At 36.4% G+C, this 21,497-nt stretch carries 21 protein-coding genes; 11 read left to right on the forward strand and 10 right to left on the reverse strand.

Annotation, left to right across the window (positions count from 1 at the left end; genetic code table 11):
• The first annotated feature begins 315 nt into the window (after nucleotides 1–315).
• From MHI02_RS09005 to MHI02_RS09020, 4 genes are all read left to right on the forward strand, one after another.
• Nucleotides 316–615: a helix-turn-helix domain-containing protein gene (locus MHI02_RS09005; RefSeq protein WP_052771711.1), complete on the forward strand. Its 300-nt coding sequence runs from the start codon at nucleotides 316–318 to the stop codon at nucleotides 613–615.
• Nucleotides 612–1,493, forward strand: coding sequence for an IS3 family transposase (locus tag MHI02_RS09010; RefSeq protein WP_052771788.1), 882 nt, complete (start codon nucleotides 612–614; stop codon nucleotides 1,491–1,493). The genes MHI02_RS09005 and MHI02_RS09010 overlap by 4 nt, the downstream gene beginning before the upstream one ends.
• A gap of 606 nt (nucleotides 1,494–2,099) precedes the next feature.
• Complete coding sequence (locus MHI02_RS09015; protein WP_257456775.1) at nucleotides 2,100–2,234, forward strand: hypothetical protein; 135 nt, start codon at nucleotides 2,100–2,102, stop codon at nucleotides 2,232–2,234.
• A 185-nt stretch (nucleotides 2,235–2,419) separates the two neighbouring features.
• Nucleotides 2,420–2,638 (forward strand): hypothetical protein, encoded by a 219-nt coding sequence (locus tag MHI02_RS09020; protein WP_047185430.1) that lies wholly within the window; start codon nucleotides 2,420–2,422, stop codon nucleotides 2,636–2,638.
• A 77-nt stretch (nucleotides 2,639–2,715) separates the two neighbouring features.
• On the opposite strand, the gene qoxD is transcribed toward MHI02_RS09020, so the two are convergent.
• The 5 genes from qoxD to dpsA all read right to left on the reverse strand — a co-directional run bounded on the left by qoxD (nucleotide 2,716) and on the right by dpsA (nucleotide 7,778).
• The gene (gene qoxD, locus MHI02_RS09025; protein ID WP_047185431.1) at nucleotides 2,716–3,000 is read right to left on the reverse strand and encodes a cytochrome aa3 quinol oxidase subunit IV; all 285 of its coding nucleotides are present in this window, start codon (nucleotides 2,998–3,000) and stop codon (nucleotides 2,716–2,718) included.
• 1 nt (nucleotide 3,001) lies between these two features.
• Complete coding sequence (gene qoxC / locus MHI02_RS09030; RefSeq protein ID WP_047185432.1) at nucleotides 3,002–3,598, reverse strand: cytochrome aa3 quinol oxidase subunit III; 597 nt, start codon at nucleotides 3,596–3,598, stop codon at nucleotides 3,002–3,004.
• Nucleotides 3,595–5,544 carry a cytochrome aa3 quinol oxidase subunit I gene (gene qoxB / locus MHI02_RS09035; RefSeq protein ID WP_047185433.1) on the reverse strand — a complete coding sequence of 650 codons (1,950 nt, stop codon included), beginning with the start codon at nucleotides 5,542–5,544 and terminating at the stop codon, nucleotides 3,595–3,597. The genes qoxC and qoxB overlap by 4 nt, the downstream gene beginning before the upstream one ends.
• 25 nt (nucleotides 5,545–5,569) lie before the next feature.
• Complete coding sequence (qoxA, locus tag MHI02_RS09040; protein WP_047185434.1) at nucleotides 5,570–6,511, reverse strand: cytochrome aa3 quinol oxidase subunit II; 942 nt, start codon at nucleotides 6,509–6,511, stop codon at nucleotides 5,570–5,572.
• A gap of 394 nt (nucleotides 6,512–6,905) precedes the next feature.
• A complete protein-coding gene (dpsA, locus tag MHI02_RS09045) occupies nucleotides 6,906–7,778 on the reverse strand; it encodes a dipicolinate synthase subunit DpsA (protein WP_060668366.1) in 873 nt (290 codons plus the stop codon).
• A 364-nt stretch (nucleotides 7,779–8,142) separates the two neighbouring features.
• Between dpsA and MHI02_RS09050 the strand changes: the two genes are divergently transcribed.
• From MHI02_RS09050 to MHI02_RS09065, 4 genes are all read left to right on the forward strand, one after another.
• Nucleotides 8,143–9,786 carry a M20/M25/M40 family metallo-hydrolase gene (locus MHI02_RS09050; protein WP_341165855.1) on the forward strand — a complete coding sequence of 548 codons (1,644 nt, stop codon included), beginning with the start codon at nucleotides 8,143–8,145 and terminating at the stop codon, nucleotides 9,784–9,786.
• 262 nt (nucleotides 9,787–10,048) lie between these two features.
• Nucleotides 10,049–10,555, forward strand: a complete 507-nt coding sequence (ectA, locus tag MHI02_RS09055; protein WP_047185463.1) for a diaminobutyrate acetyltransferase — start codon at nucleotides 10,049–10,051, stop codon at nucleotides 10,553–10,555.
• 227 nt (nucleotides 10,556–10,782) lie between these two features.
• Nucleotides 10,783–12,060: a diaminobutyrate--2-oxoglutarate transaminase gene (gene ectB / locus MHI02_RS09060; protein ID WP_341166108.1), complete on the forward strand. Its 1,278-nt coding sequence runs from the start codon at nucleotides 10,783–10,785 to the stop codon at nucleotides 12,058–12,060.
• A gap of 41 nt (nucleotides 12,061–12,101) precedes the next feature.
• Complete coding sequence (locus MHI02_RS09065) at nucleotides 12,102–12,488, forward strand: ectoine synthase (protein ID WP_047185438.1); 387 nt, start codon at nucleotides 12,102–12,104, stop codon at nucleotides 12,486–12,488.
• Nucleotides 12,489–12,797: 309 nt separating this feature from the next.
• Here MHI02_RS09065 and MHI02_RS09070 read toward each other — a convergent pair whose 3' ends face one another.
• The 3 genes from MHI02_RS09070 to MHI02_RS09080 all read right to left on the reverse strand — a co-directional run bounded on the left by MHI02_RS09070 (nucleotide 12,798) and on the right by MHI02_RS09080 (nucleotide 15,000).
• Nucleotides 12,798–13,043: a DUF1450 domain-containing protein gene (locus tag MHI02_RS09070; protein ID WP_204797836.1), complete on the reverse strand. Its 246-nt coding sequence runs from the start codon at nucleotides 13,041–13,043 to the stop codon at nucleotides 12,798–12,800.
• A 116-nt stretch (nucleotides 13,044–13,159) separates the two neighbouring features.
• Nucleotides 13,160–13,585: a DUF1801 domain-containing protein gene (locus MHI02_RS09075; RefSeq protein ID WP_060668371.1), complete on the reverse strand. Its 426-nt coding sequence runs from the start codon at nucleotides 13,583–13,585 to the stop codon at nucleotides 13,160–13,162.
• A gap of 161 nt (nucleotides 13,586–13,746) precedes the next feature.
• Nucleotides 13,747–15,000 carry a DNA polymerase IV gene (locus MHI02_RS09080; protein WP_047185441.1) on the reverse strand — a complete coding sequence of 418 codons (1,254 nt, stop codon included), beginning with the start codon at nucleotides 14,998–15,000 and terminating at the stop codon, nucleotides 13,747–13,749.
• Between the two features lie 264 nt (nucleotides 15,001–15,264).
• Between MHI02_RS09080 and MHI02_RS09085 the strand changes: the two genes are divergently transcribed.
• Complete coding sequence (locus tag MHI02_RS09085; protein WP_047185442.1) at nucleotides 15,265–15,699, forward strand: CBS domain-containing protein; 435 nt, start codon at nucleotides 15,265–15,267, stop codon at nucleotides 15,697–15,699.
• Between the two features lie 45 nt (nucleotides 15,700–15,744).
• Here the strand turns inward: MHI02_RS09085 and MHI02_RS09090 are convergent, their stop codons facing one another.
• Both MHI02_RS09090 and MHI02_RS09095 read right to left on the reverse strand, forming a co-directional pair.
• Nucleotides 15,745–15,849, reverse strand: a complete 105-nt coding sequence (locus MHI02_RS09090; RefSeq protein ID WP_047185443.1) for a YjcZ family sporulation protein — start codon at nucleotides 15,847–15,849, stop codon at nucleotides 15,745–15,747.
• Nucleotides 15,850–16,077: 228 nt separating this feature from the next.
• Nucleotides 16,078–16,857: a 2-keto-4-pentenoate hydratase gene (locus tag MHI02_RS09095; RefSeq protein WP_216884097.1), complete on the reverse strand. Its 780-nt coding sequence runs from the start codon at nucleotides 16,855–16,857 to the stop codon at nucleotides 16,078–16,080.
• Between the two features lie 160 nt (nucleotides 16,858–17,017).
• On the opposite strand from MHI02_RS09095, the gene MHI02_RS09100 reads away from it, so the two are divergent.
• On the forward strand, nucleotides 17,018–19,078 hold the full coding sequence (locus tag MHI02_RS09100; protein WP_047185445.1) for a catalase: 2,061 nt from the start codon (nucleotides 17,018–17,020) through the stop codon (nucleotides 19,076–19,078).
• A gap of 184 nt (nucleotides 19,079–19,262) precedes the next feature.
• Nucleotides 19,263–21,419, forward strand: coding sequence for a type IA DNA topoisomerase (locus tag MHI02_RS09105; protein ID WP_047185446.1), 2,157 nt, complete (start codon nucleotides 19,263–19,265; stop codon nucleotides 21,417–21,419).
• The last annotated feature ends 78 nt before the right edge of the window (nucleotides 21,420–21,497 follow it).

Genomic DNA, 21,497 nt, shown 5'->3' on the forward strand with positions numbered 1-21,497 from the left:
GCAATCCAATTTAATTTGGTTGCTCTTTTTAATTGCCATTAGTACTGATGACGACACATGAGGCATTCAGTTTGATTGTATAATTTAGCTTAGTAACAGCAACGATAACTATAATTATAACGATTTTTCTATTTTTAAACAAAAAGAAATAGCTATCCTCCGTGACAGGAGTTCTCACGGACATATGAAGCGCAAAAAAAGGAAATTTATCCGTGAGAGGAGTTGTTATTGTATCAGTAAAATAGACAATTTTAGAAAGTGTCCTATTCATTTGATAATCTTATAGTAGAAAAAGATAGAAATTAGGGGATGAATATGGCAAGACAACTAAAAAGATACAGTTATGAATTAAAGAAAACAGTAGTTGAAAAATATTTCGAGGGGCACGCGATCCGTGATTTGATAAAAGAATATAACATTAGTGCACCTCGAGTAGCGAATCGTTGGGTTAATAAAGTACGTGAAGGAGGTTATGAAGCGTTAAAAGATACAAGAGGTATGAAAAGCATAGGTAAACAGAAACGAAAAGAAGAGGAAACCAAAGATGAAATTATCGAAAGACAAGCATTACAAATTGAATATTTAAAAAAGCTTTTGGAGCTGGAAAGGATGTGAGAAAGCAGAAAGAGGTACAATTTTCCTTTATAGAAGCGAATGAGAAAGATTATCCTGTTACGATGTTAGTTCAACTGACTGATGTATCACGATCTGGTTATTATAAATGGAAAAAACGTGGAGGGGGTAGTGTTCAGGCACAAAGGGATGAAGAATTATACAACTACATCATCAAATTACATCATAAACATCGTGGTACGTTGGGGAGAAAAAGAATGAAAATGGCATTAAAAGATGAATATGGCATTGAGGTTGGAGAGAGGCGTGTATCCAAGATCATGCGGAAATATGGTATTCGTTGTAAAATCCGTCAAAGGCGTTCTGTCAAGCGTAACGAAATAAATAAAAAAGTACCTAATCTATTAAACCGCAACTTTCAAGCGAAGAAACCTGGAATAAAGTTTGCGATTGATATTACCTATTTACCAGTGGAAAAGGGACCAAACAAATATATTTATCTGTGTGCGATTAAAGATTTATTTCATGACGAGATTGTGGCGTATGCAATTAGTCATCGTCAAGATATAGAACTTGTGTACGAAGCATTAAATCGTTTAAAAGAAAAAAAGTTTGTGAAAGGTGCCATTCTACATAGTGATCAAGGCACACAATTCACAAACGCTGGTTATCAAATGCGTGTCAAAGAGATGGGCCTCACCCCATCTATGTCTCGCAAAGGCAATTGCTGGGACAACGCATGCATTGAGAACTTCTTTAGTCATTACAAGTGTGAAATAGAATGCTTCTTTGAAAATGCAAAGAATGTATTTGAAGTTCAAAATGCGGCAAACCAATATATCCATTACTTTAATCATAATCGAATCAACACAAAATTACAAACAAGTCCCGTAAAATACATCAAGCGTTATGCCAGTTAAAAATGCATGCAGGGAGCCACAGCGGAGCTGCTTGCCCTTGCCAGGCATGCCTCTTCTTGGCGATTCGTTGTGTTGGGGATAGGGGCCCCGACCAACGAGAGCTTAGAAGAGATGGTTCGTGGTACGCTGTGTGTGCGAATAGGGAGCTTTAATAGCTTTATTTTTCCCGATTCGCCACTTTATTCACCACCACGAACCCAAATGCTTGGCAAGGGTGGCGGATATGATAAGAGCTCAAATATTTGGTAAGACAATGTATTAGGTGAAAATTTAGAGACACTTCAGTACTGTCTACTTGACAGAACCAGGTGCAAGTTCTCACAGACATTTAAAGCAGAAAGAAGGAATAATATGTCCGTGATAAGCAAAATATCAGGATTCACGTTGGAGATATCAGCTCTTAAGCCCGTTATCGGGACTCATCATCGAGATATCAGTATTCATGGGTAAGATATCGGTATTCATCACCGAGATATCAGCATTCAAAGAGGACAGCCTTAAGTGCAAGGGGAGTCAATGGGGAAAAAAACCGGGATCAATTGTTTGAACATGAAAATATTAGTACAAACTAGAAGGGATTGAATACTGTGATGTGGAGGGAAGGATATGTCTAAAGACAGCAAAGAAGAATCAATGGAAACTTTTGTAAATCATGCATTACGTGGTAAACCACACCTTGATATTGATAGAGCAATTACAGAGACAAGGAATAAAGAAAAACAACAAAACAGAACGGAATGAAGCGTATGAATGGTAGGGTAGGAGATTGGTATTTCGCCTATCGTCTACGGGTAATGTTTACGGATTAATGAATTAGGGTAATAAATGAAATGTCAACAATTATTTTAAAGTATCATAAAATATTAAGAAACATTTGACAAAAATGTGAACAAATAGGATAATAAAGGAAAAGGAGGGATTAGATTATGAAATCTAATTTACGATTACTCAGTGCGGCAAAGGTTATTTGTGGGGCATTAATTACAATTGGGACACTTTTATTTCTATATGGTTTTGCAAACGGTTACTCAAATGTGGCCGGAGTAGGGTATGGTACGGTAATGGGAGGAGTTTTTATTTTTATCATGAGCATATTTCTAGTTGCAACAGAGGAAATGCTAAAAAGAAAGCGGAGCGGAATATAAAAAGGACCATCCAAAGTTTTGGATGGTCCTTTGTTCATAGGGAAGTGATTTTGCCCTCTCTGCCTTATTTCTAAGTCTTACATATAGCCCCAAATCATTGTGAGTAGGGAACCGAAAACCGTAACTAAAGCAATAGCAATACCATAATAAGTAGCTGTATAAATGGAAGATTTATCCTCACTCTCCCCAGCATGCATGAACAGTACTAATTGTACTCCAGCTTGAATGAATGCTGTTACAAGTAAAATGGTCATCGCAACATTAAATGACATATCTAAAAAATAAACACTTAGTGCGATTACTGTGAGTAACAGTGAAAATATGAAACCATTAACTTGCTTCAATGGAAATAATTCTTTCATCTTACATCATTCCTTTCAAGTAGATGAAGCTGAAAATAAAGATCCAAACAACATCTAGGAAGTGCCAATACAATGAGAAAATAAATGATTTATTTGCTGTTTGTGGATTTAATCCACGTTTTTTAATTTGCATTAAAATCATAGTTCCCCAGAATAAACCAAATGTTACGTGGGCACCGTGTGTTCCTAAAGTAGTTAGTAATATCGCTGAGAACCCACTTGTTTGTAAAGTTAAACCAACGTGATAGTAATGAGTAAATTCATAGATTTCTGTTGCTAGGAATATTAAACCAAGTACAAGTGTTATTCCTAAAAAGACTAACATTGCTTTTTTTCGATCTATACGCATTGCATGGATCGCTAAACCAATTGTGAAACTACTAGTTAAAAGAACGATGGTTTCAAATAATACAGGTGTGATTTCAAATATTTCTCCACCAGATGGTCCATTACCATAACGAGATTGGTAAACAAAGTAAGTTGTAAAAAGGGTAGCGAATAACATGATTTCTGCACCTAAGAATATCCAGAAACCAAGAATATTTAAGCGATTTTGTTCAGTGCTATATTCTAGAGGTTGTGAATGATCTAATTTCATTTGTCAGCACCTCCAAACTTTTCTTCTGTTTCTTTAATTTCTTTAACGGATATATGGAATCCGTGATCCTTTTCAAACGTACGATATGCCATACAAGCAAATATACCTATTGCTGAAAGGATAACCCCTGCCCAAATAGCGAAAATAAATGAGAAACCAAATATAAAGAATAATGCTCCCATTATAAATGGTACACCGCTCTTGTTTGGCATATGAATTTCTTCCAAAGGTTTATTAAATAACTTATGACCATGTTTTTTATAATCCCAGAAAGCTTCAGAAGATTTTACTTCTGGTGTAATTGCAAAGTTGTATTCTGGTACTGGATTATGTGTAGCCCATTCTAGTGAGCGTGCGTTCCATGGATCTTCACCAATATTTCTTGGCGCGTAACGGAAGCTATAGTATACGTTATAAACAATTAGAATGAAGGCAACGGCCATTAATCCTGCACCAATAAATGAAACCATATTTAATGGTCCGAATCCAGTAGCTTCTGAATAAGTAAACATGCGTCGAGCTTGACCATCTAATCCAGTAATATACATAGGGAAGAACGCTAAGCAAAATCCAATTGTAATAAACCAGAATGCCCATTTCCCAATTTTTTCATTAAGCATGAAACCGAACATTTTTGGCCACCAATACGTGAAACCGGCTAATACAGCAAATACAACCCCAGGAATAATTGTATTATGGAAGTGTGCTACTAAGAACATCGTATTATGATATTGGTAGTCCGCACTTGCCATACCAAGCATTACCCCGGTAGCTCCACCAATAGTAAATAGTGGAATAAAAGCGATAGAGTATAACATAGGTACAGTAAATCTGATTTTCCCTTTCCACATGGTTAAAAGCCAGTTAAAGATTTTAATCCCGGTTGGAATAGCAATAGCCATTGTTGTAATCGAGAAAATACTATTTGTTAATGCATCATGTCCCATTGTATAGAAATGGTGTACCCATACTAGGAACGACATAAAGGAGATAAGGACCATGGATCCAACCATAGATTTATATCCATACAGATTACGTTCTGAGAAAGTTGATATGATTTCACTGTAAATACCAAATGCTGGCAAGATTAAGATATATACTTCCGGATGTCCCCAAACCCAGAATAGGTTGGCCCACATCATATCCATTCCACCATTTATCGTTGTAAAGAAGTTAGTACCAAATTGTCTATCAAACGTACCCATTAGAAGTGCAATAGTTAGTACTGGGAAAGCAAACACGATAATGGCGTTTGTTATAAGCGTTGCCCATGTAAACATTGGCATCTTCATTAATTTCATACCAGGTGCTCTCATTTTCAGAATCGTAACAATAAAGTTAATACCTGTCATTAATGTTCCGATACCTGCAATTTGTAACGCCCAATTATAATAGTTAACCCCAACAGAAGGGCTAAATTCATTACTTGCTAGTGGATAGTAGTTCGTCCAACCAGCATCAGGTGATCCTCCAATGACAAAAGAAAGATTAAATAGCATTGCACCAAAGAAGAATAACCAAAAACTAATAGCGTTTAGTCTTGGAAATGCTACATCACGTGCACCAATTTGTAATGGAACGACGAAGTTCATCAAACCAATAACAAAAGGCATTGCCATAAAGATAATCATAACTACTCCGTGTGTAGTAAATACCTCATTATAGTGTTGTGAATCTAAGAAGGTATTATCAGGAACAGCTAATTGTAAACGCATCATAACAGCATCAGCACCACCACGGAATAACATTAGTAATGCTGAGATAATATACATGATACCAATTTTTTTATGATCAACGGTCGTTAACCACTCATTCCATAAATATCCCCATTTTTTAAAATAAGTAATCCCAACCACAATAGCTATACTTACGAGACCGATTGCTACCATGGAAGCATAGATCAATGGACTTGGGTGATATAGGGCAAATCTTTCAAAGAACTCCATTTTGTTTTTCTCCTTTCGAGATCATTTATCTAACAGCTTGACCTGCATGTTCATCTTCATGCTCAGATTGATTGTCGTCATGATGATGTCCTGTGTATTCATCATGCTTCGAATCACTGTCACCATGATGATGCCCTGCATGCTCTCCTTCAGGTGCTGGAGAAAATTCCAAATGCGTACCGGTAAAGGCACGTTTACCTAAATGTCCAGGTTCAAGTAACTTATTAAATGTATCTTCCGTAATTGGTTCTTCATTTTGATGAATATCTTCTACCCATTGATCAAAATCCTTTTGTGTTAAAACTGTTACATCGAATTGATGATCAGCAAATCCTTCACCACTGAAGTTTGCATTTCGTCCCCAATATTCACCAGGATTATCAGCAGCTAAATGCAAAGTAGTGACCATGTCAGCCATGGCATACTTTTGCCCCCCAAGTTGCGGAATCCAAAAACTAGTAATTGGTCCAAATGAATAAAGCTTGAATTCAACAGGACGATCTTCTGGAATAAATACATAGTTTAATGTTTCAATATCCTCTTCCGGATAACTAAAATGCCATTTCCAGTTTGAAGAAGAGGCATAAATGACTAATGGTTCTTGATCATTATATTTCTCCGGAGTTGCTTCAACCTCATATGTTGTCTTAACCGTAATGATAGACAAGAAAATAATAATGATAATAGGAAAACCAACAATTATACTTTCGACTATCGGATTACCTTCAATATGAGGTGGTTCGTAATCATCCCTTTGTTTGGATGAACGATACTTGATAAGTACTGTTATTAAAATTGCCATTACAACAATAAGAACAATCGACATAGTTATAATGGATATCCAAATAACATTAGTTTGTGTTTCAGCTTGTGGTCCTTGTGGATTTAAAGCTAATATAGGTTCACAACCAGTTAACACTGTTGCCATAGTGAAAACTAACGTTAAAAAAATCCATTTTAATTTCATATAGATACCCCTTTCTAGAGTTATTCATTTAGTTTTTCTTAGATGATTTATTCCTACTAGCATTACATATAATAGTATTATAGAAAGTTATTTACAATGGTTTGAGATAAACTTCACAAAAAGTTCAATAATCTATGTACTTTTTTTGGCAGATTTCTGGCTTCATGTAACTAAGCAAATGATGAATAGTGGATGAAGCTTAAGCTAGTCTCATAATGAATATAAAATGGACAATGTGAAATAGGGATTATAAATTGGTAAATAAAACCAGTTGTTCATCATTGAGCAAATTTTAAGGTGGGTAATGATGAAAAAAATCAAAATAATCTATTTTGCTAAATCTTAGTAACAAAAAAAGCCTGGAAATTCCAAGCTTTGTAAGACTTTTTCTATGTTAACTTTGTATTAGCTCTAATAGAACCCCGCCAATTATTTCTCCTGCCGTTCTTGGCGCAGTCTTTCCAGGTAACCCCAATGCATGAATGGTTTTAATCCCTTTTTCATTAGCATAATCAAAATCTGTTCCACCGGGTTTGGATGCAAGATCAATGATGAGGGTGGAGGATGTCATTTGATCTATGATTTTTGGACCAATGATGGAATGGGGAACCGTATTAATGCAGATATTCATATTCGATACGATATTTTCTATCCTACTGGTCTCAATGGATTTTAACCCCATTTCCGCTATGCGAGCAAAATGTTCTGACTTTCTGGCAGCAACCGTTACTTTCGCTCCTAATGCTGCAAAAAGGCGAGCTACCGTTATTCCAACTCTCCCAAAACCTATTACGAGAACTTCAGATCCGTGTATCATTACATCCGTTTCTTCTATTGCAATTTTTAATGTAGCTTCAGCGGTAGGGATTGAATTATAGATGGCAATATCGTTACGAGCAAATAAACGAACCATTTTTCGATTACTTGAGTGCGTTATTTTATCTAAAAAGTCGTTGGATATTCCAGTATAAATCGTACAATGGTCAGGTGTTTGTTGTAATTGTTTTTCTGTTAATCTAATCGATGTATTAGAATATGTAGCTTCTATTTCACCATCTTTATCTGTTCCGGATACGGGGAGTAAAATCGCATCCATGATACTAAAATCAATTTCTGATGTTTCTAGATTATGGATAGATGGATCCTCGAAAGATAATTTGTTAAATCCATTTAAAAATATATTCATATTATTGGAAGCTAATATATTTATTACTTCTAGGTAGCGGTTATCGCCACCTAAGATAAGAATGTTTAAGCCAGATTTCAAATGTATCCTCACCCTTCTCTAGTTTAATAGAATTTATATTTATTCCACCAAAACGGGCAATAAGATTACCACCTCAAGCTTCTTGGGGAGACCAACTGCCCGTAAAGGTCCGATAAGTGTGACTAACCATTAGTGGGGGATGAAGGAAAATCCCCACTGATGGAAGTCTTCTTTATATCTTAAAATAATAATCTGTCTCCGTTAAGTATTAACTCAGGTAGAAGATAAAAGAAAATCGACTGAATAAGTATCACTTTTTCCATTTTATCTTTTTCTATCTTGTCTTATGACAAAATTATAATGGAATGAATATAATATTGTAAGAATAGATTGTTTCCTTTTGGATAGGAGGAATGAATGAGAGATGGAGAATATGAAATGGCAGACACCAGAAGAATTACGGAGTTTGTTAGCGGAGCTTGTTAGCTGGAAAAGTATGACATTATCAGAAGGGGAAAGACAGTTTCCTATTAAATTACAGGCAAAGCTACAGGATTTGACTTATTTTCAAAAAAATCCGGAACATCTTAAATTGCATGATGCCGATCTACGAAGAAAGTTTCTAACTGCACTTTATAAACATCCAAAAGCGAAAAAGACGATTTGCTTCATTAGTCATTTTGATACGGTAAATACGGAAGAATATGGAGATGATGAACCGCTTGCAACACAACCGGAGGAATTAACGAAGGTTTGGAAAGAACGAACGGATCATTTACCTAATGAGGTTATTCACGATATTGAATCTGGTGAATATTTATTTGGACGGGGCACCATGGATATGAAGATGGGACTTGTGATGCATATGCGTATAATTGAAAAAGCAAGTGTAGAAAGTTGGCCAATTAATCTATTGTTGCTTACTGTACCTGATGAGGAAGTAAATTCATCTGGAATGCGCCATGCGGTTCCGAAACTAATCGAGATGCAAAGGAAACATCATTTAACATACAGTTTGTTTTTAAATAGTGAACCGGTATTTTCCCAGAATCCAAATAACGATCATCACTATTTTTACACAGGTTCCATTGGGAAAATATTAGCGGCTGCATTATTCTATGGGAAAGAGACACATGCAGGCGAATCATTAAAAGGGATGACCTCACCGTTTATAAGTTCTTATTTAACGAGAGAAATGGAATGGAATGCTAGTTTTCAAGAAACGGTGTTTAATGAAAAAACTCCTCTGCCAATAACTTTACAACAAACGGATTTAAGGCTTTTATATTCCACTCAAACCCCTTATCGTTCTTCCGCACTATATAATATTTTTGTATTTAGAAAAAATGCATCAGAAGTTTTCGAACAGTTCGAGCAAGTAGCGAAACAAGCGGCAAAAAAATGTAATAACGATTATAAAAATATATGTAAAGCTAATGAAACTGAGCCCATTGGCGAAGTAAAAGTTATTAAATATAAAGATTTATTACAATATGCCGAGAAAAAGTTTGGTACCGAATTCATTAAAGATATTAAATCTGATATTTATTATCACGAGGAATGGGATGACCGGGAAAAATCACTCCGTATTACGGATCGATTGATGATTCATTGTCAAGAGTTGGCACCGGCTATTGTTGTATTACTTGCTCCTCCGTATTATCCGGCAGTTAATTCGTCTAATCATCCATTAGTCAAGAAATGCTCCGAATATATCATACAGAGGGCAAAAGAAAAATATCAACTAACGATTAGTCAAATCCATTACTTTAATGGTATTTGTGATTTAAGTTATGTTAATTATAACGGTTCTAAGGGAGGGTGGAGTGCATTTGAAGAGAATACGCCAGTTTGGGGAGATACGTATTCTATCCCCTTTGAAGATATGCAAAAACTGCAAGCTCCTGTATTAAATGTCGGTCCTTTCGGCAAAGATCCACACAAACGTTCGGAACGTTTGCATATACAAAATGCCTTTGTAGAAACTCCGGATTTACTGGAAGACATGATTAAAATGATCATAAACGAAAAAAGTATTGATAAAGATAAAGAAAATATCAAAAACTAGCAATCCCTTGACCCATAAGGGATTGCTAGTTTTTGATTATACAGAATTATTTAAAAAACATATTATTTGATACTATATCTTAGTATTTAATAGGTTTTGGCATGTATTGTTTATGAATGGTAGCGCATGATGTTTAAACACATCTTATCCAATTTTATCTATTTTGACGAAACATTTTTTACCATTTAAGCTAATTAACGTATTGAATAATAAAAACTTTCTCGGAGGTGAAATCATTAATATTTCAGAAGTAGTGGATAGATTGAATATAACGACTACGGAATACCACTTCCGTAAGCCAAATAAAGATGACGGGGCTTCTGTTTGGGAGCTTGTTAAACATACTGGAAATTTAGATCTCAATTCTTCTTATAGCTATTTAATGTGGTGTGAGATTTTTTCCGATACTTCCATTGTAGTGGTAAGAAAAGATGCACAAAAAGTCGTTGGTTTTATTTCTGGATTTATTCATCCAGAAAAGGAAGATACGTTGTTTATTTGGCAGGTTGCAGTTCATGAATCTGAACGGGGAAATGGATTGGCAACCAAGATGTTGTTACAGTTACTTGACCGTGATACAAGTGAAAATGTTCACTATGTTGAAGCGACCGTATCACCGTCAAATACTCCTTCAAAGCGTTTATTCTTAGGCCTTGCAAGAAAGTTTGAGACAAATTGGGTAATTAGTGATTACTTTACTTCGGATGACTTTCCAAGTTTAGAACATGAAGAGGAACTATTGTTTAAAATTGGACCGTTTGAAAAATAAAAATTAAAAATACGTGTTCAAAAAGGAGGATGAAAAGGACCAAGAAGTTCGAGGCGGCGTAGCTCTGAGTAGCGGAACGTATGCAATTAATACATGAGCAGACGCTCTTGCACGCCGGAAAAGTGGTTTTCTTTTCCAAGGAACGGAAAAGCAAGCCAACTAGAAACATCGACGTGTCATTTTCACCGGACTTTTTGAATAACCTTGAAAAGGATGAGATAATGATAATGACGACTGCTGTAATAAACAATAATAAGATGGAAACATTTGAGAAATTGGAATCTGCTGTTAGGAGCTACAGTCGTGGTTGGCCTACAGTATTTGAGAAGTCAAAAGGATATAAACTATGGGATGTAGATGGAAAAGAATATATCGATTTTTTTGCCGGGGCAGGTACATTAAACTATGGGCATAATGATACGAAAATGCAGGAAAAAATTATTGAATATATTCAACAAGATGGGATCCTTCATAGCCTCGATATGGGAACAACTCCAAGAAAAGAATTTTTAGAAACCTTCCAAGAAGTCATACTTACACCTCGAAACCTCGATTATAAAGTTATGTTTCCTGGCCCAACTGGAACCAATTCAGTAGAAAGTGCATTGAAGATAGCTAGGAAAGTTACAGGGCGCGATACGGTAATAAGTTTTACAAACGCGTTTCATGGAATGACAATCGGATCATTATCGGTGACAGGTAACTCTTTTAAACGCCATGGTGCTGGTGTACCGCTCCACCATACGGTATCAATGCCTTTTGATGATTATGTGGAAGATCAAAACTCTATTGCATATATTGAAAGATTTCTAGAAGATAGTGGTAGCGGTGTTGCATTACCTGCAGCGATTATTTTAGAAACGGTGCAAGGAGAAGGTGGAATTAATGCTGCGCGTATGGACTGGCTGAAGAAAATAGAGAGTATTTGTCGTCGTTGGGATATTCTATTAATTGTCGATGACATTCAAGCAGGATGTGGAAGAACTGGTACATTCTTTAGTTTTGAACCAGCTGGGATTAAACCGGATATCGTTTGTCTTTCTAAATCAATCGGCGGCGTTGGACTACCGATGGCACTAACACTGATTAAACCTGAATATGACAAATGGGGACCTGGCGAGCATAACGGAACTTTCCGCGGTAACAACCTAGCATTTATCGCAGCAAAAGAAGCACTTAGATTTTGGGAAACGGATCAATTCTCCAGCGAAATACAAGATAAAGCAAAATTGTATAAAGTGAAAATAGACAAGATAATCGCCAAATATCCTGAATTAAATGGGGAAGCTCGCGGGAGAGGTTTAATGCAAGGAATTGCGGTTCATGTTGATGACCTCGCTAGTAAAATTTGCGCAGAAGCATATAAGCGTGGGCTAATTTTGGAAACATCTGGACCAAATGATGAAGTTGTTAAGTTCCTTCCACCTCTTATTATTGATGAAGAAGGGATATTGAAAGGGATGGCAATTCTAGACGATAGCATTGCTCAAGTTCTATCTAAATAATCCCCCGCGTAGGATATATAATAGAAAAGGAGATGAACCATATGATCGTAAAATCACTTGAAGATATTATAGGAACAGAAGCTGAAACTAAAGGGGAAACATGGGCTAGCCGCAGATTTGTTTTAAAGAAAGACGGTGTAGGTTTTAGTGTGACGAATACAGTTATTGAAGCTGGAACAGAAAATTACTTTTGGTATAAAAACCATATTGAAGCCGTTTATCTTATTGAAGGTGAGGGTGAGATTGAAAAAGTAGAGACAGGGGAAGTGTGGCAACTTAAGCCACATACGATGTATCTATTAGATCAGAATGATAAACACATAGTACGTGTTAGAAAGAGAATGCAAATGATTTGCGTATTTAATCCACCTTTGGTAGGGACGGAAACGCATAATGAAGAAGGATACTATCCACTATTAACGGAATAGGGCATAGAAAAGAACAGGTACACGGTGTATCTGTTCTTTTCTATGAAGTAAAAAAGTATAAAAATTGAGCTTATTAAATTCTGTCTTAGGGAAGGCCACGTCCAGCTCCAGCGCCCAGCGACTAGCGAGACTTCCTTCACCTCCGTGCGATAAGTCAACATCGACTCACTCCGTTCGTCGTGTTTCCTTTATCTCCTACGGAAGTGGAATGTCCGATTAAAACCGCCGCTTTGCGCGGCAATATCGGACCACCTGGCATGGCCAGGCGCAGTCCGTACGTCGCTAAACGGGCGCTTCCGCTTTTGCTCTTTAAAGATTTTCAAGTTCTTCAAGTTCCTTCTCTACTTCTTTTTTTATCTTTTCAATACATTCTTCTGTTGTTTTGCCGAATACCCGTTTTCCGTTTACCATGGCATATGGTCTCATTGCACACATTCCACAATAATTCATGCATTCATAACTCATGACGGCAACTTCGGGACGGTTAAATACTTCCTCTAATTCTTCAGAAGAGAGTATATTGTAATCACATACTTCAATAATGATGAATCCCATATTAAACACGCTTTCCTTACAATCCAACATTTTTTCATTATGGATTTTAAATTTTAATTCTTCATCTATCTTACATAATGATTTGGACTTGTACAACTAGTTGAATTGGAGAGATGTTACTTTGTATCGGGATACATTTCCCTTAGAAATCGAATAGATTGTTGGATTAATTTCTTTAACACTTCCACATCAATGTCTGTGATTTTATTTATATATACACAAGATTTCCCCGCTTTATGTTTCCCAAATTCCTGTAGTAACACATCCCGTTCGGTATCTCCGGTAGCAAAATATAAACTAAAATTGGCTTTGCGCGGTGAAAAGCCAACTAAAGGTGCATCGCCTTCATGGCCGGTTGCATATTTGTAATGATAAGATCCGAAGCCAATGATACTGGTTCCCCACATTTTTGCTTTGTATCCGGTCGTTTCTGTGAAGATATCTAGCAAACGATAGGCATCCTCACGTTTTTTTGAATTCTCGACTTGTTCAATAAACTCAATTACACTATTATCATTTTCTTTTGTCTTTAATTCATACATTTAAATCCTCCTTTAATCAGATTTTTTAATAGATTTGTTAGTTCTTTTCTATACCTTCTGTGAGGACGTGGAATCTTAAATTTCTTCCCATGGTATTTACTATGTTAAGTCATCTATGAATGGTTTGTCTATTTTTGGTATATCCAATACCGAGTTTCTAATCATGCAAAATGGCCTCCAATTTTTTTACTACGTTCAAGGGTTACGCCAGCAGCTGTATAACTAGAAGCACGAAGAATAGCAGTAGAACCATATTTGTCACGAATCGCATCCATGACATATCCAATATCCGTCTTTTTTGAACGGTCTTCAAATAAATCGAGTTGGGTTTCTGCTTTATTAGAGAGGTTATCTAACGTAACGTAGACATGACGAATATTACTAAAGCCATCGTAAAATTGATGAAAAAGCTGCATACAAACATGATGAACATCCATTGTCACATTTGTCGGAATCTCGATTGATTTGGAACGAGAAAATCCGCCTCCACCTGTATCTTTGGAATAAGAGATGCCTAGGTGAATGGTTTTTCCTACCTTGTCAGCAGTTCGGGCTCTTCGGCATACCTCTTCACATAAATCAAGAATACATGTAGAAATTTCTTCCTTTGTATAATCACGTAATAAAGCAATTCCATGACCAAACCCTTTTTGTTCTGTTTTCGTAAAGTTTCCATACACGGGACTTAAATCAATTCCCCAAGCATGAAAGTATAACTGTTCCCCCATAATCCCAAAGCGACTTTTTAAGTGGTCTAAACTATAATTGGCAAGTTGACCGAGAGTAACAATGCCCATTCGATTGAGATTGCGTTTCATTCTGCTACCAATTCCCCAAATTTCTTCAACAGGAAAGGGCCAAAGTTTTTCTTCTACATCTTCATATTTGCATTCGGCAATCCCGGATTTTTTCCCATGAATATCCATCACTACCTTAGCAAGAAACTTATTATCACCAATTCCAATAGAAGAAGTGATTCCAAAATGATCGAAAATATCTTGTTTGATCTTTTTTGCTACTTCCCAACGATCACCGAAAAGCTTTTTCAATCCATTTACAGTAACCCAAACTTCATCCACAGAGTATTGATGGATGGCTTCTTTCGGAACATATTGGTTAATTAATTTTGTGATTTCAATAGAAACATGGAGATAATCTGCCATATGTGCAGGAACAATATGAATATCTGGATCTTTCGGTAGTTCAAAGTAGCGGCTGACATTGCTGATACTATACTTTTTTTTCAAAGTTGGAGAAGCAGCCAGTACAATACTGCCCGAACGATTAGGATCCCCAACTACTGCGAGTAAGGTAGTCATTGGATCAAGTCCTAATTTAATTGCTTCTACACTAGCATAGAATGAACGCATATCAATACATAATACATCATTCCGAGGATAAGGAGAGTAATCCATCATCTTCACCGCCTAAAGTTATGAAACGTATGTTCTTATTTTAGGTAACTTTTTTAAAAATAGCAATGGGAATTTATTCCGGAAAACTTTTATCCCTAGAAGCTTGAGGTAGGAGTTTTACTGCCCGTAAAGACGATAAGTGCGACTAATTATTAGTGGGGGATGAAGGGAGATCCCCACTGATGGCTTTATCACGTATTAATGAAAAGGAGGTATAACTAGGAAAAATTAAACCACTCTAAGGGTGAAGGAGGTAATACTTACATGACACAATTAAGAAATATGATGACGCAAAATGTAATGACCGTAAATGAATCACAATCGGTACAAGAGGCAGCTGCTATTATGAGCCAGTACAATATTGGAGCGGTACCTGTTGTTAACAGTGGAGGTCAAATGGTAGGGATTGTAACGGATCGTGATATCACTTTACGTACAACAGCACAAGGACAAAATGCACAAACGCCGGTTTCCGAAGTAATGACAGCGCAACAAATGGTAAAAGGTACTCCAGATATGGATGCAGACCAGGCTGCAGAGTTAATGTCACAGCAACAAATTCGTCGATTGCCAATTGAGGAAAATGGTCAGTTAGTTGGAATGGTAGCATTAGGAGATTTAGCAGTTCAGAATCAACATGCTGATGAAGCTGGACAAGCGCTAGCAAGTATTTCTACCCCGTCTTCCCCACAACAATAAAAAAATACGGGGATGCTGAAGTCGCATCCCCGTATTTATTACATACTAGTAACCACCAACATAGGAAGTTCCAACGATAATTAAAAGGATAAATAGAACTACAATTAACGCGAAGCTACTACTTCCGCCATAACCGCCGCTGTAACTCATAATCTCACCTCCATTTACAATAATAGTATATGGATAAGGCAAAAGAGAGTAAGGGCAAGAAAACTAGTCTCATAAAAAGGGGTTTTTCCACTATCCCAGGCCGCGTCCCCGAAGCGCCCGGCAATCGGACCACCTGTTATTGCGGAGTGCAGTTTGTATGTTGCTACGAAGCACAGGAGTTGCGTCAGGACGTCGCGTTTTTAGCCTGTAAGGGCACTTACGCCTTTGTTATGAAAAGGTGACTTCTAATTTTCCGATGGAGGAGTAAGACGCTTCGTATTTACCAACTTGTACAGGTAAAGGTGAAATAAAGGTTCCAGAAGAAATCATCATTCCTTTTTTTAGTGTTTTATGATGACTAGCAAGCTTTTTAACTAACCATGCTACAGCAGATACCGGATTATCTAACACTGCTGAAGAAACACCCTCACTAATTTTTTCACCATTGTGGAACAGTTCCATTTTAATATTAGCTAATTCATCCAATGAAGGTGGCGTAACTCCTTCAGAAACAACCACAAGTCCTGTTGCTGTATCATCGGAAAGTAGGTCAGCTAAAGAGAAGTTAGGGAACCAATCTATATAGCGTGAATCAGGAATCTCAAGTCCAGCTGCTATCTTACTCTTATTAAGAATTTCTTCTTCTGTTGCAGTAGGGGATAAATCCTCTGTTAATATAAACACTAATTCTGGCTCAACTAATGGTGCAAATAAATTAGATAAGGAAATATTGTTACCGGATTCGACAATATTGGAAGTGAGTAATGTTCCGTATGCCGGTTCATGAGTATTTGCTATAGCCTGTGTTTCTTTACTTGTCATACTAATTTTATATCCGATAATTTCCTCGTTATGTACTTCTTGAATTCTCTTCATTAACTCATCTTGAACAGCATATGCAGTATTTTCATCTAAAGTATAATCATTTCGAATAAACTCAATTGGAGTTTTTGTTTCACGAGCTTGGTAAATTTTTGTAACGATTTCTTCTATTATATTGTAGTCCATATGAAACACCCCTTTTTTGTATAAATTAATGATAATATAATCAGCCAATTCTGTAAAATCCACATTTTCCCCCTAATGTTCTAATTTTGCGGAATAGTCATATACATATAAATATCGAGTTTAAGTTTAAAGCTTTTTATAAGAAAGGATGATAGAATACATGGATAAGTCACCAAGAGATAACAATAAGTTTGATAAAGATAAAAAACAGGAGCAGTTGGAACAGTATAGAGAGAAAAACACAGGTAAAGGCGAGAAAATGACAGATGACGCTGGGTTTAAAATTTCGAACGATCGGTGGTCCTTAAGAGCCGGAAAGCGGGGGCCGACATTATTTCAGGACTTCCATTTTTACAGAAAACAGTCACATTTTAGTCGGGAACGGATACCAGAAAAAGTTGTTCATGCAAGAGGTGACGGAGCATATGGGGAATTTGAGTTATACAAATCCATGAAACATGTAACAAGAGCACACTTTTTGCAAGAACCTGGCACTAAAACACCTGTATTTGTCCGATTTTCCAACTTTATAGGGAGTAAAGGGTCCAAGGATACAGCCATTGATATACGTGGTTTTGCAACCAAGTTTTACACACAAGAAGGAAATTATGATATGCTGGCACTCTCATTTGCTATCTTCGCTATTATGGATGCCATGAAATTTGCCGATTTTACCCATGCGGTCAAACCGAATCCAAGGACAGGTGTCCCACAAGCAACTGTTGCGCACGATAATGCCTGGGATTATATCTCCAATAATCAGGAAATTGCCCATTTTATTATGTGGCTTATGTCCTATCGGGGCCGTCCAAGAAGCTGGCGGATGATGGAAGCTTGGCCAGTTAATACGTTCCGATTTATCAACGAACAGGGCAAATCAACATTTGTTAGATATGTATGGAAGCCTGTGCTTGGTGTCCATTCATTATTATTGGATGAAGCGAATACCATTGGAGGGGTCGATCCGGACTTCCATCGCAGGGATTTACATGAGGCTATTAAGCGTGGAGCATACCCCGAATATGAACTAGGTGTGCAACTGATTGCAGAAGAAGATGAATTTAAGTATGAATTTGACATTCTGGATGATACAAAATTTTGGCCGGAAGAGGTCATTCCTGTTGAGATAATCGGTAAAATGACGTTAAATCGTCTAGTTGATAACCATTTTGCAGAAGAGGAACAGTCTTCATTTGATCCAGCAACTGTTGTTCCAGGAATTGATTTCACCGATGATCCTGTCCTACAAGGTAGATCATTTGCCTACCGAGATACAGATTATCATCGACTTGGTACGGCAAATATAAATAATATACCGGTCAACCAGCCTATCGTTGAAAGAAACTTTAACCAACGCCAAGGAGTTGCGCGTCATCGGATTGATGTTGATTCCGTAAATTATCATAAAAATTCACTAGCTAATAATACGCCGGCAGAGACCCCTCCCGAAGAAGGTGGGTATGCACATTATCCGGAGAAAGTTGAAGGACACAAGACGAGAGAACGTCCAGGTGAATCGTTCTATGATTTCTTTTCACAACCAAGACTTTTTTGGAATAGTATGAACCCAGTTGAAAAACAGCATATTGTAGAAACCTTTACTTTTCACCTTGGATATGTAAAAAGTAAATCTGTTAGGCAACAAGTTGTGGATATGTTTGTCAACGTTGACAAAGGGATGGCATGTCAAATTGCAGATAATATTGGTGTTGAACGTCCAAGCGGGACCAATGTACCGGTTACTAAAAGTTCCCCCGCTCTTACTCGGACGAAGTATTATGCATATACCCGAACAGTTGCTGTTTTGATTGGTAATGGTTTTAACGGGCAAGAGGTAACTAATGCGCTTAATGTATTACGCAAATATGGGGTTTGGGTGGACATTGTAAGTGAAAATCTAGGTACAGTTATAGGGGATGATGGCACAAAAATTAACGTTGATAAAATATTTACCTCAACATATCCTGTTTTGTTTGACTCTATCTATGTCGTTGGAGGAAATACTAAAAATCAAGAAAAATTCAACCAGAGTGTTATGCATTTTATAAATGAACAATATAAACACTATAAACCAATTGGTATTGCAACGACTGCTCAGTCTTATATTCAACCATCTGATAAAAACAATTTAGATGGAGTAGTATTTGCCTCAAATAATCCAAACTTCGGAAATGATTTTGTCGAAGCAATCGCAAAACAACGCTTCTGGAATAGGAAATAAATTATAGAAGGGATATGATTATTCATTTCCCTTCTTCCTCATTATATTAAAGATATATCTACTAAAATATTATCCTATCCTAAAATATGATAGAATGGTGTGTAAATTTATCTGAATATCTTCATGGAATCTTCCAAAGTCCTCTCTTTTAAATCCATAAAAATAATAGAATCAGGTGATACTTATGAAATTAATACTCGCAGAAAAACCCTCTGTTGCTAAAAATATAGCGGATGCTTTAAAAATAAAATCGAAAAAGGACGGCTATTTTGAAGGCAATGGCTATTTAGTGACCTGGGCATTCGGCCACTTGGTAGAGCTTTATGATGCAAAGGATTATGATAGCAAAATGGCTCGCTGGAAAATGGAAAACTTTCCATTTATCCCTAATGAATTTAAATATAAGGTGAAAAGTAATCCAAGAGATAGAGAAAAACCAGATAGTGGAGCAAATAAACAATTAAAACTAATCCATCAATTAATACATAGAACAGATGTAGAAGCAATTATTTCAGCGTGTGACTATGACCGAGAAGGACAGTTAATAGGCGATAGTATTATATACCGTGGGGGAAGACAGTCCAAACCGGTATATCGTTTACTATTAAATGAATGGACACCGAATGAAGTAATAGAAGGATTGGCAAAAGTAAAACCAAATCAAGCGATGAAAGCCCTAAGAGATGCTGGGATAAGTAGACAATGGGCGGACTGGGTTATTGGAATAAACTTAACTTCTGTAGCAACATTGAAATATCAAAAAGGCAGAGGAAAAGCACTAAATATTGGTCGAGTATTGTTACCCACGTTAAAGATTATTTATGATCGTGATAAAGAAATTGAAAAATTCGTCCCAGAAAACTACTTTAAATTAGAAGCCACTTTTCAGACAAATAATAGTGAAGAATATAAAGGAATTTATAGGGAGAAAAAAGAAGATAAGTTTAAAGACAGGGAGTATTTAGAAGAAATACAAAGAAATCTTCTAGGTAGACAAGCTACTATTGTAGATAAACAAGTACAGAGGAAGAAAGAGTTTCCGCCATTTCTATTTAATCTTTCCAATTTACAAGGACATATAACGAATAAATATAAAGGTTGGACCTCTGATAAAGTTTTGAAAGTAGCACAATCACTCTATGAAAAGAAGTTAATCACATATCCGCGGACAGCAAGCATCGCACTAGAAGAAAGTTTAGTAGGAAAGACCGCTCAAGTTTTAAAAGTACATACAGAAAATTTGCCATATAAAGATGAAATAAAATTTGTCAAATCAAAGAGAATTTTTAACAATGCTAAGGTGGAAAGTCATAGCGCCATTATTCCTACTTATCTAAAGCCTAAACGTATGACACAAGATGAATCTATCGTTTATTCTGCTATATTAAATCGTTTTATCATGCAGTTTATGCCCGTCGCGGAATATGAAGAAACGACTTTAACCATGAAAGTTGATTCCAGTCCATTGAATGGAGATTTTCACTCAAAAGGAAGGGTACAACTTATAGATGGATGGAAAAAGGTAGAAAAAATGGAATCAAAAGATACCTTATTACCACATGTACAATTAAATGAACAGGTGCATATAAAACATTCAGAGGTTACCAATCATGTCACAAAACCACCAAAACCCCATACAGAGAAAACACTTCTTCGTGTAATGGAGACATGTGGAAAAAACTTGAAAGAGGAAAGTGACGAACTTCTTGGCAGTATTTTGAAAGGATTTAGCATTGGAACCCCGGCAACAAGAGCTGAAACGATTAAAAAATTAAAAGATGTAGGGTATATTTCTAATTCTGGGAAAAATTTAAGCTGTACGGAACTCGGTGTGAAATTGGTAGAAACTTTTCCAGTTCAACAATTATTTGATTTGGACTTTACTGGTAGATTAGAAAAAGTTCTTTCAGACATTCAAAGAGGGAAGGCGAGTAAACAGGAATTTTTAAGCACCGTTTTCCAATTTACCATAAATTCCGTAGAAACAGTTAAAAGTGCTGAAGACATAATCATTCATGAAGTGAAAAGTAAAAAGGTGACTAATGAAGTACTTGGTAAATGCCCAGAATGTGGAAATGAAATTATTGATGGATATAAAGGATTTGGATGTAGTAATTGGAAGAATGGATGTAAATTTATCATATGGAAGAATGATAAATTTTTACAAACGATGAAAAAGAAGCCAACAAAAACGATGGTAAAGCAAATTCTGAAAAATAATAAAGCATATGTAAAAGGATTAACGAGTAAAAATGGTAAAAAATTTAATGCGTATTTAAGCTATGAAAAAAATGCAGACAACGATTACTATAGTTGGAAAATGGAATTTAAGAAAAAATAAGGGAGCTGACCTTGGTTATTTTCAACCTATAGAAAATAGTCATAATGCTTGTTCATTTCACTTATAATAATGTAGTAA

The sequence above is a fragment of the Oceanobacillus sp. FSL K6-0118 genome, from assembly GCF_038006665.1.
Classification (GTDB): Bacteria; Bacillota; Bacilli; order Bacillales; family Amphibacillaceae; genus Oceanobacillus; species Oceanobacillus caeni.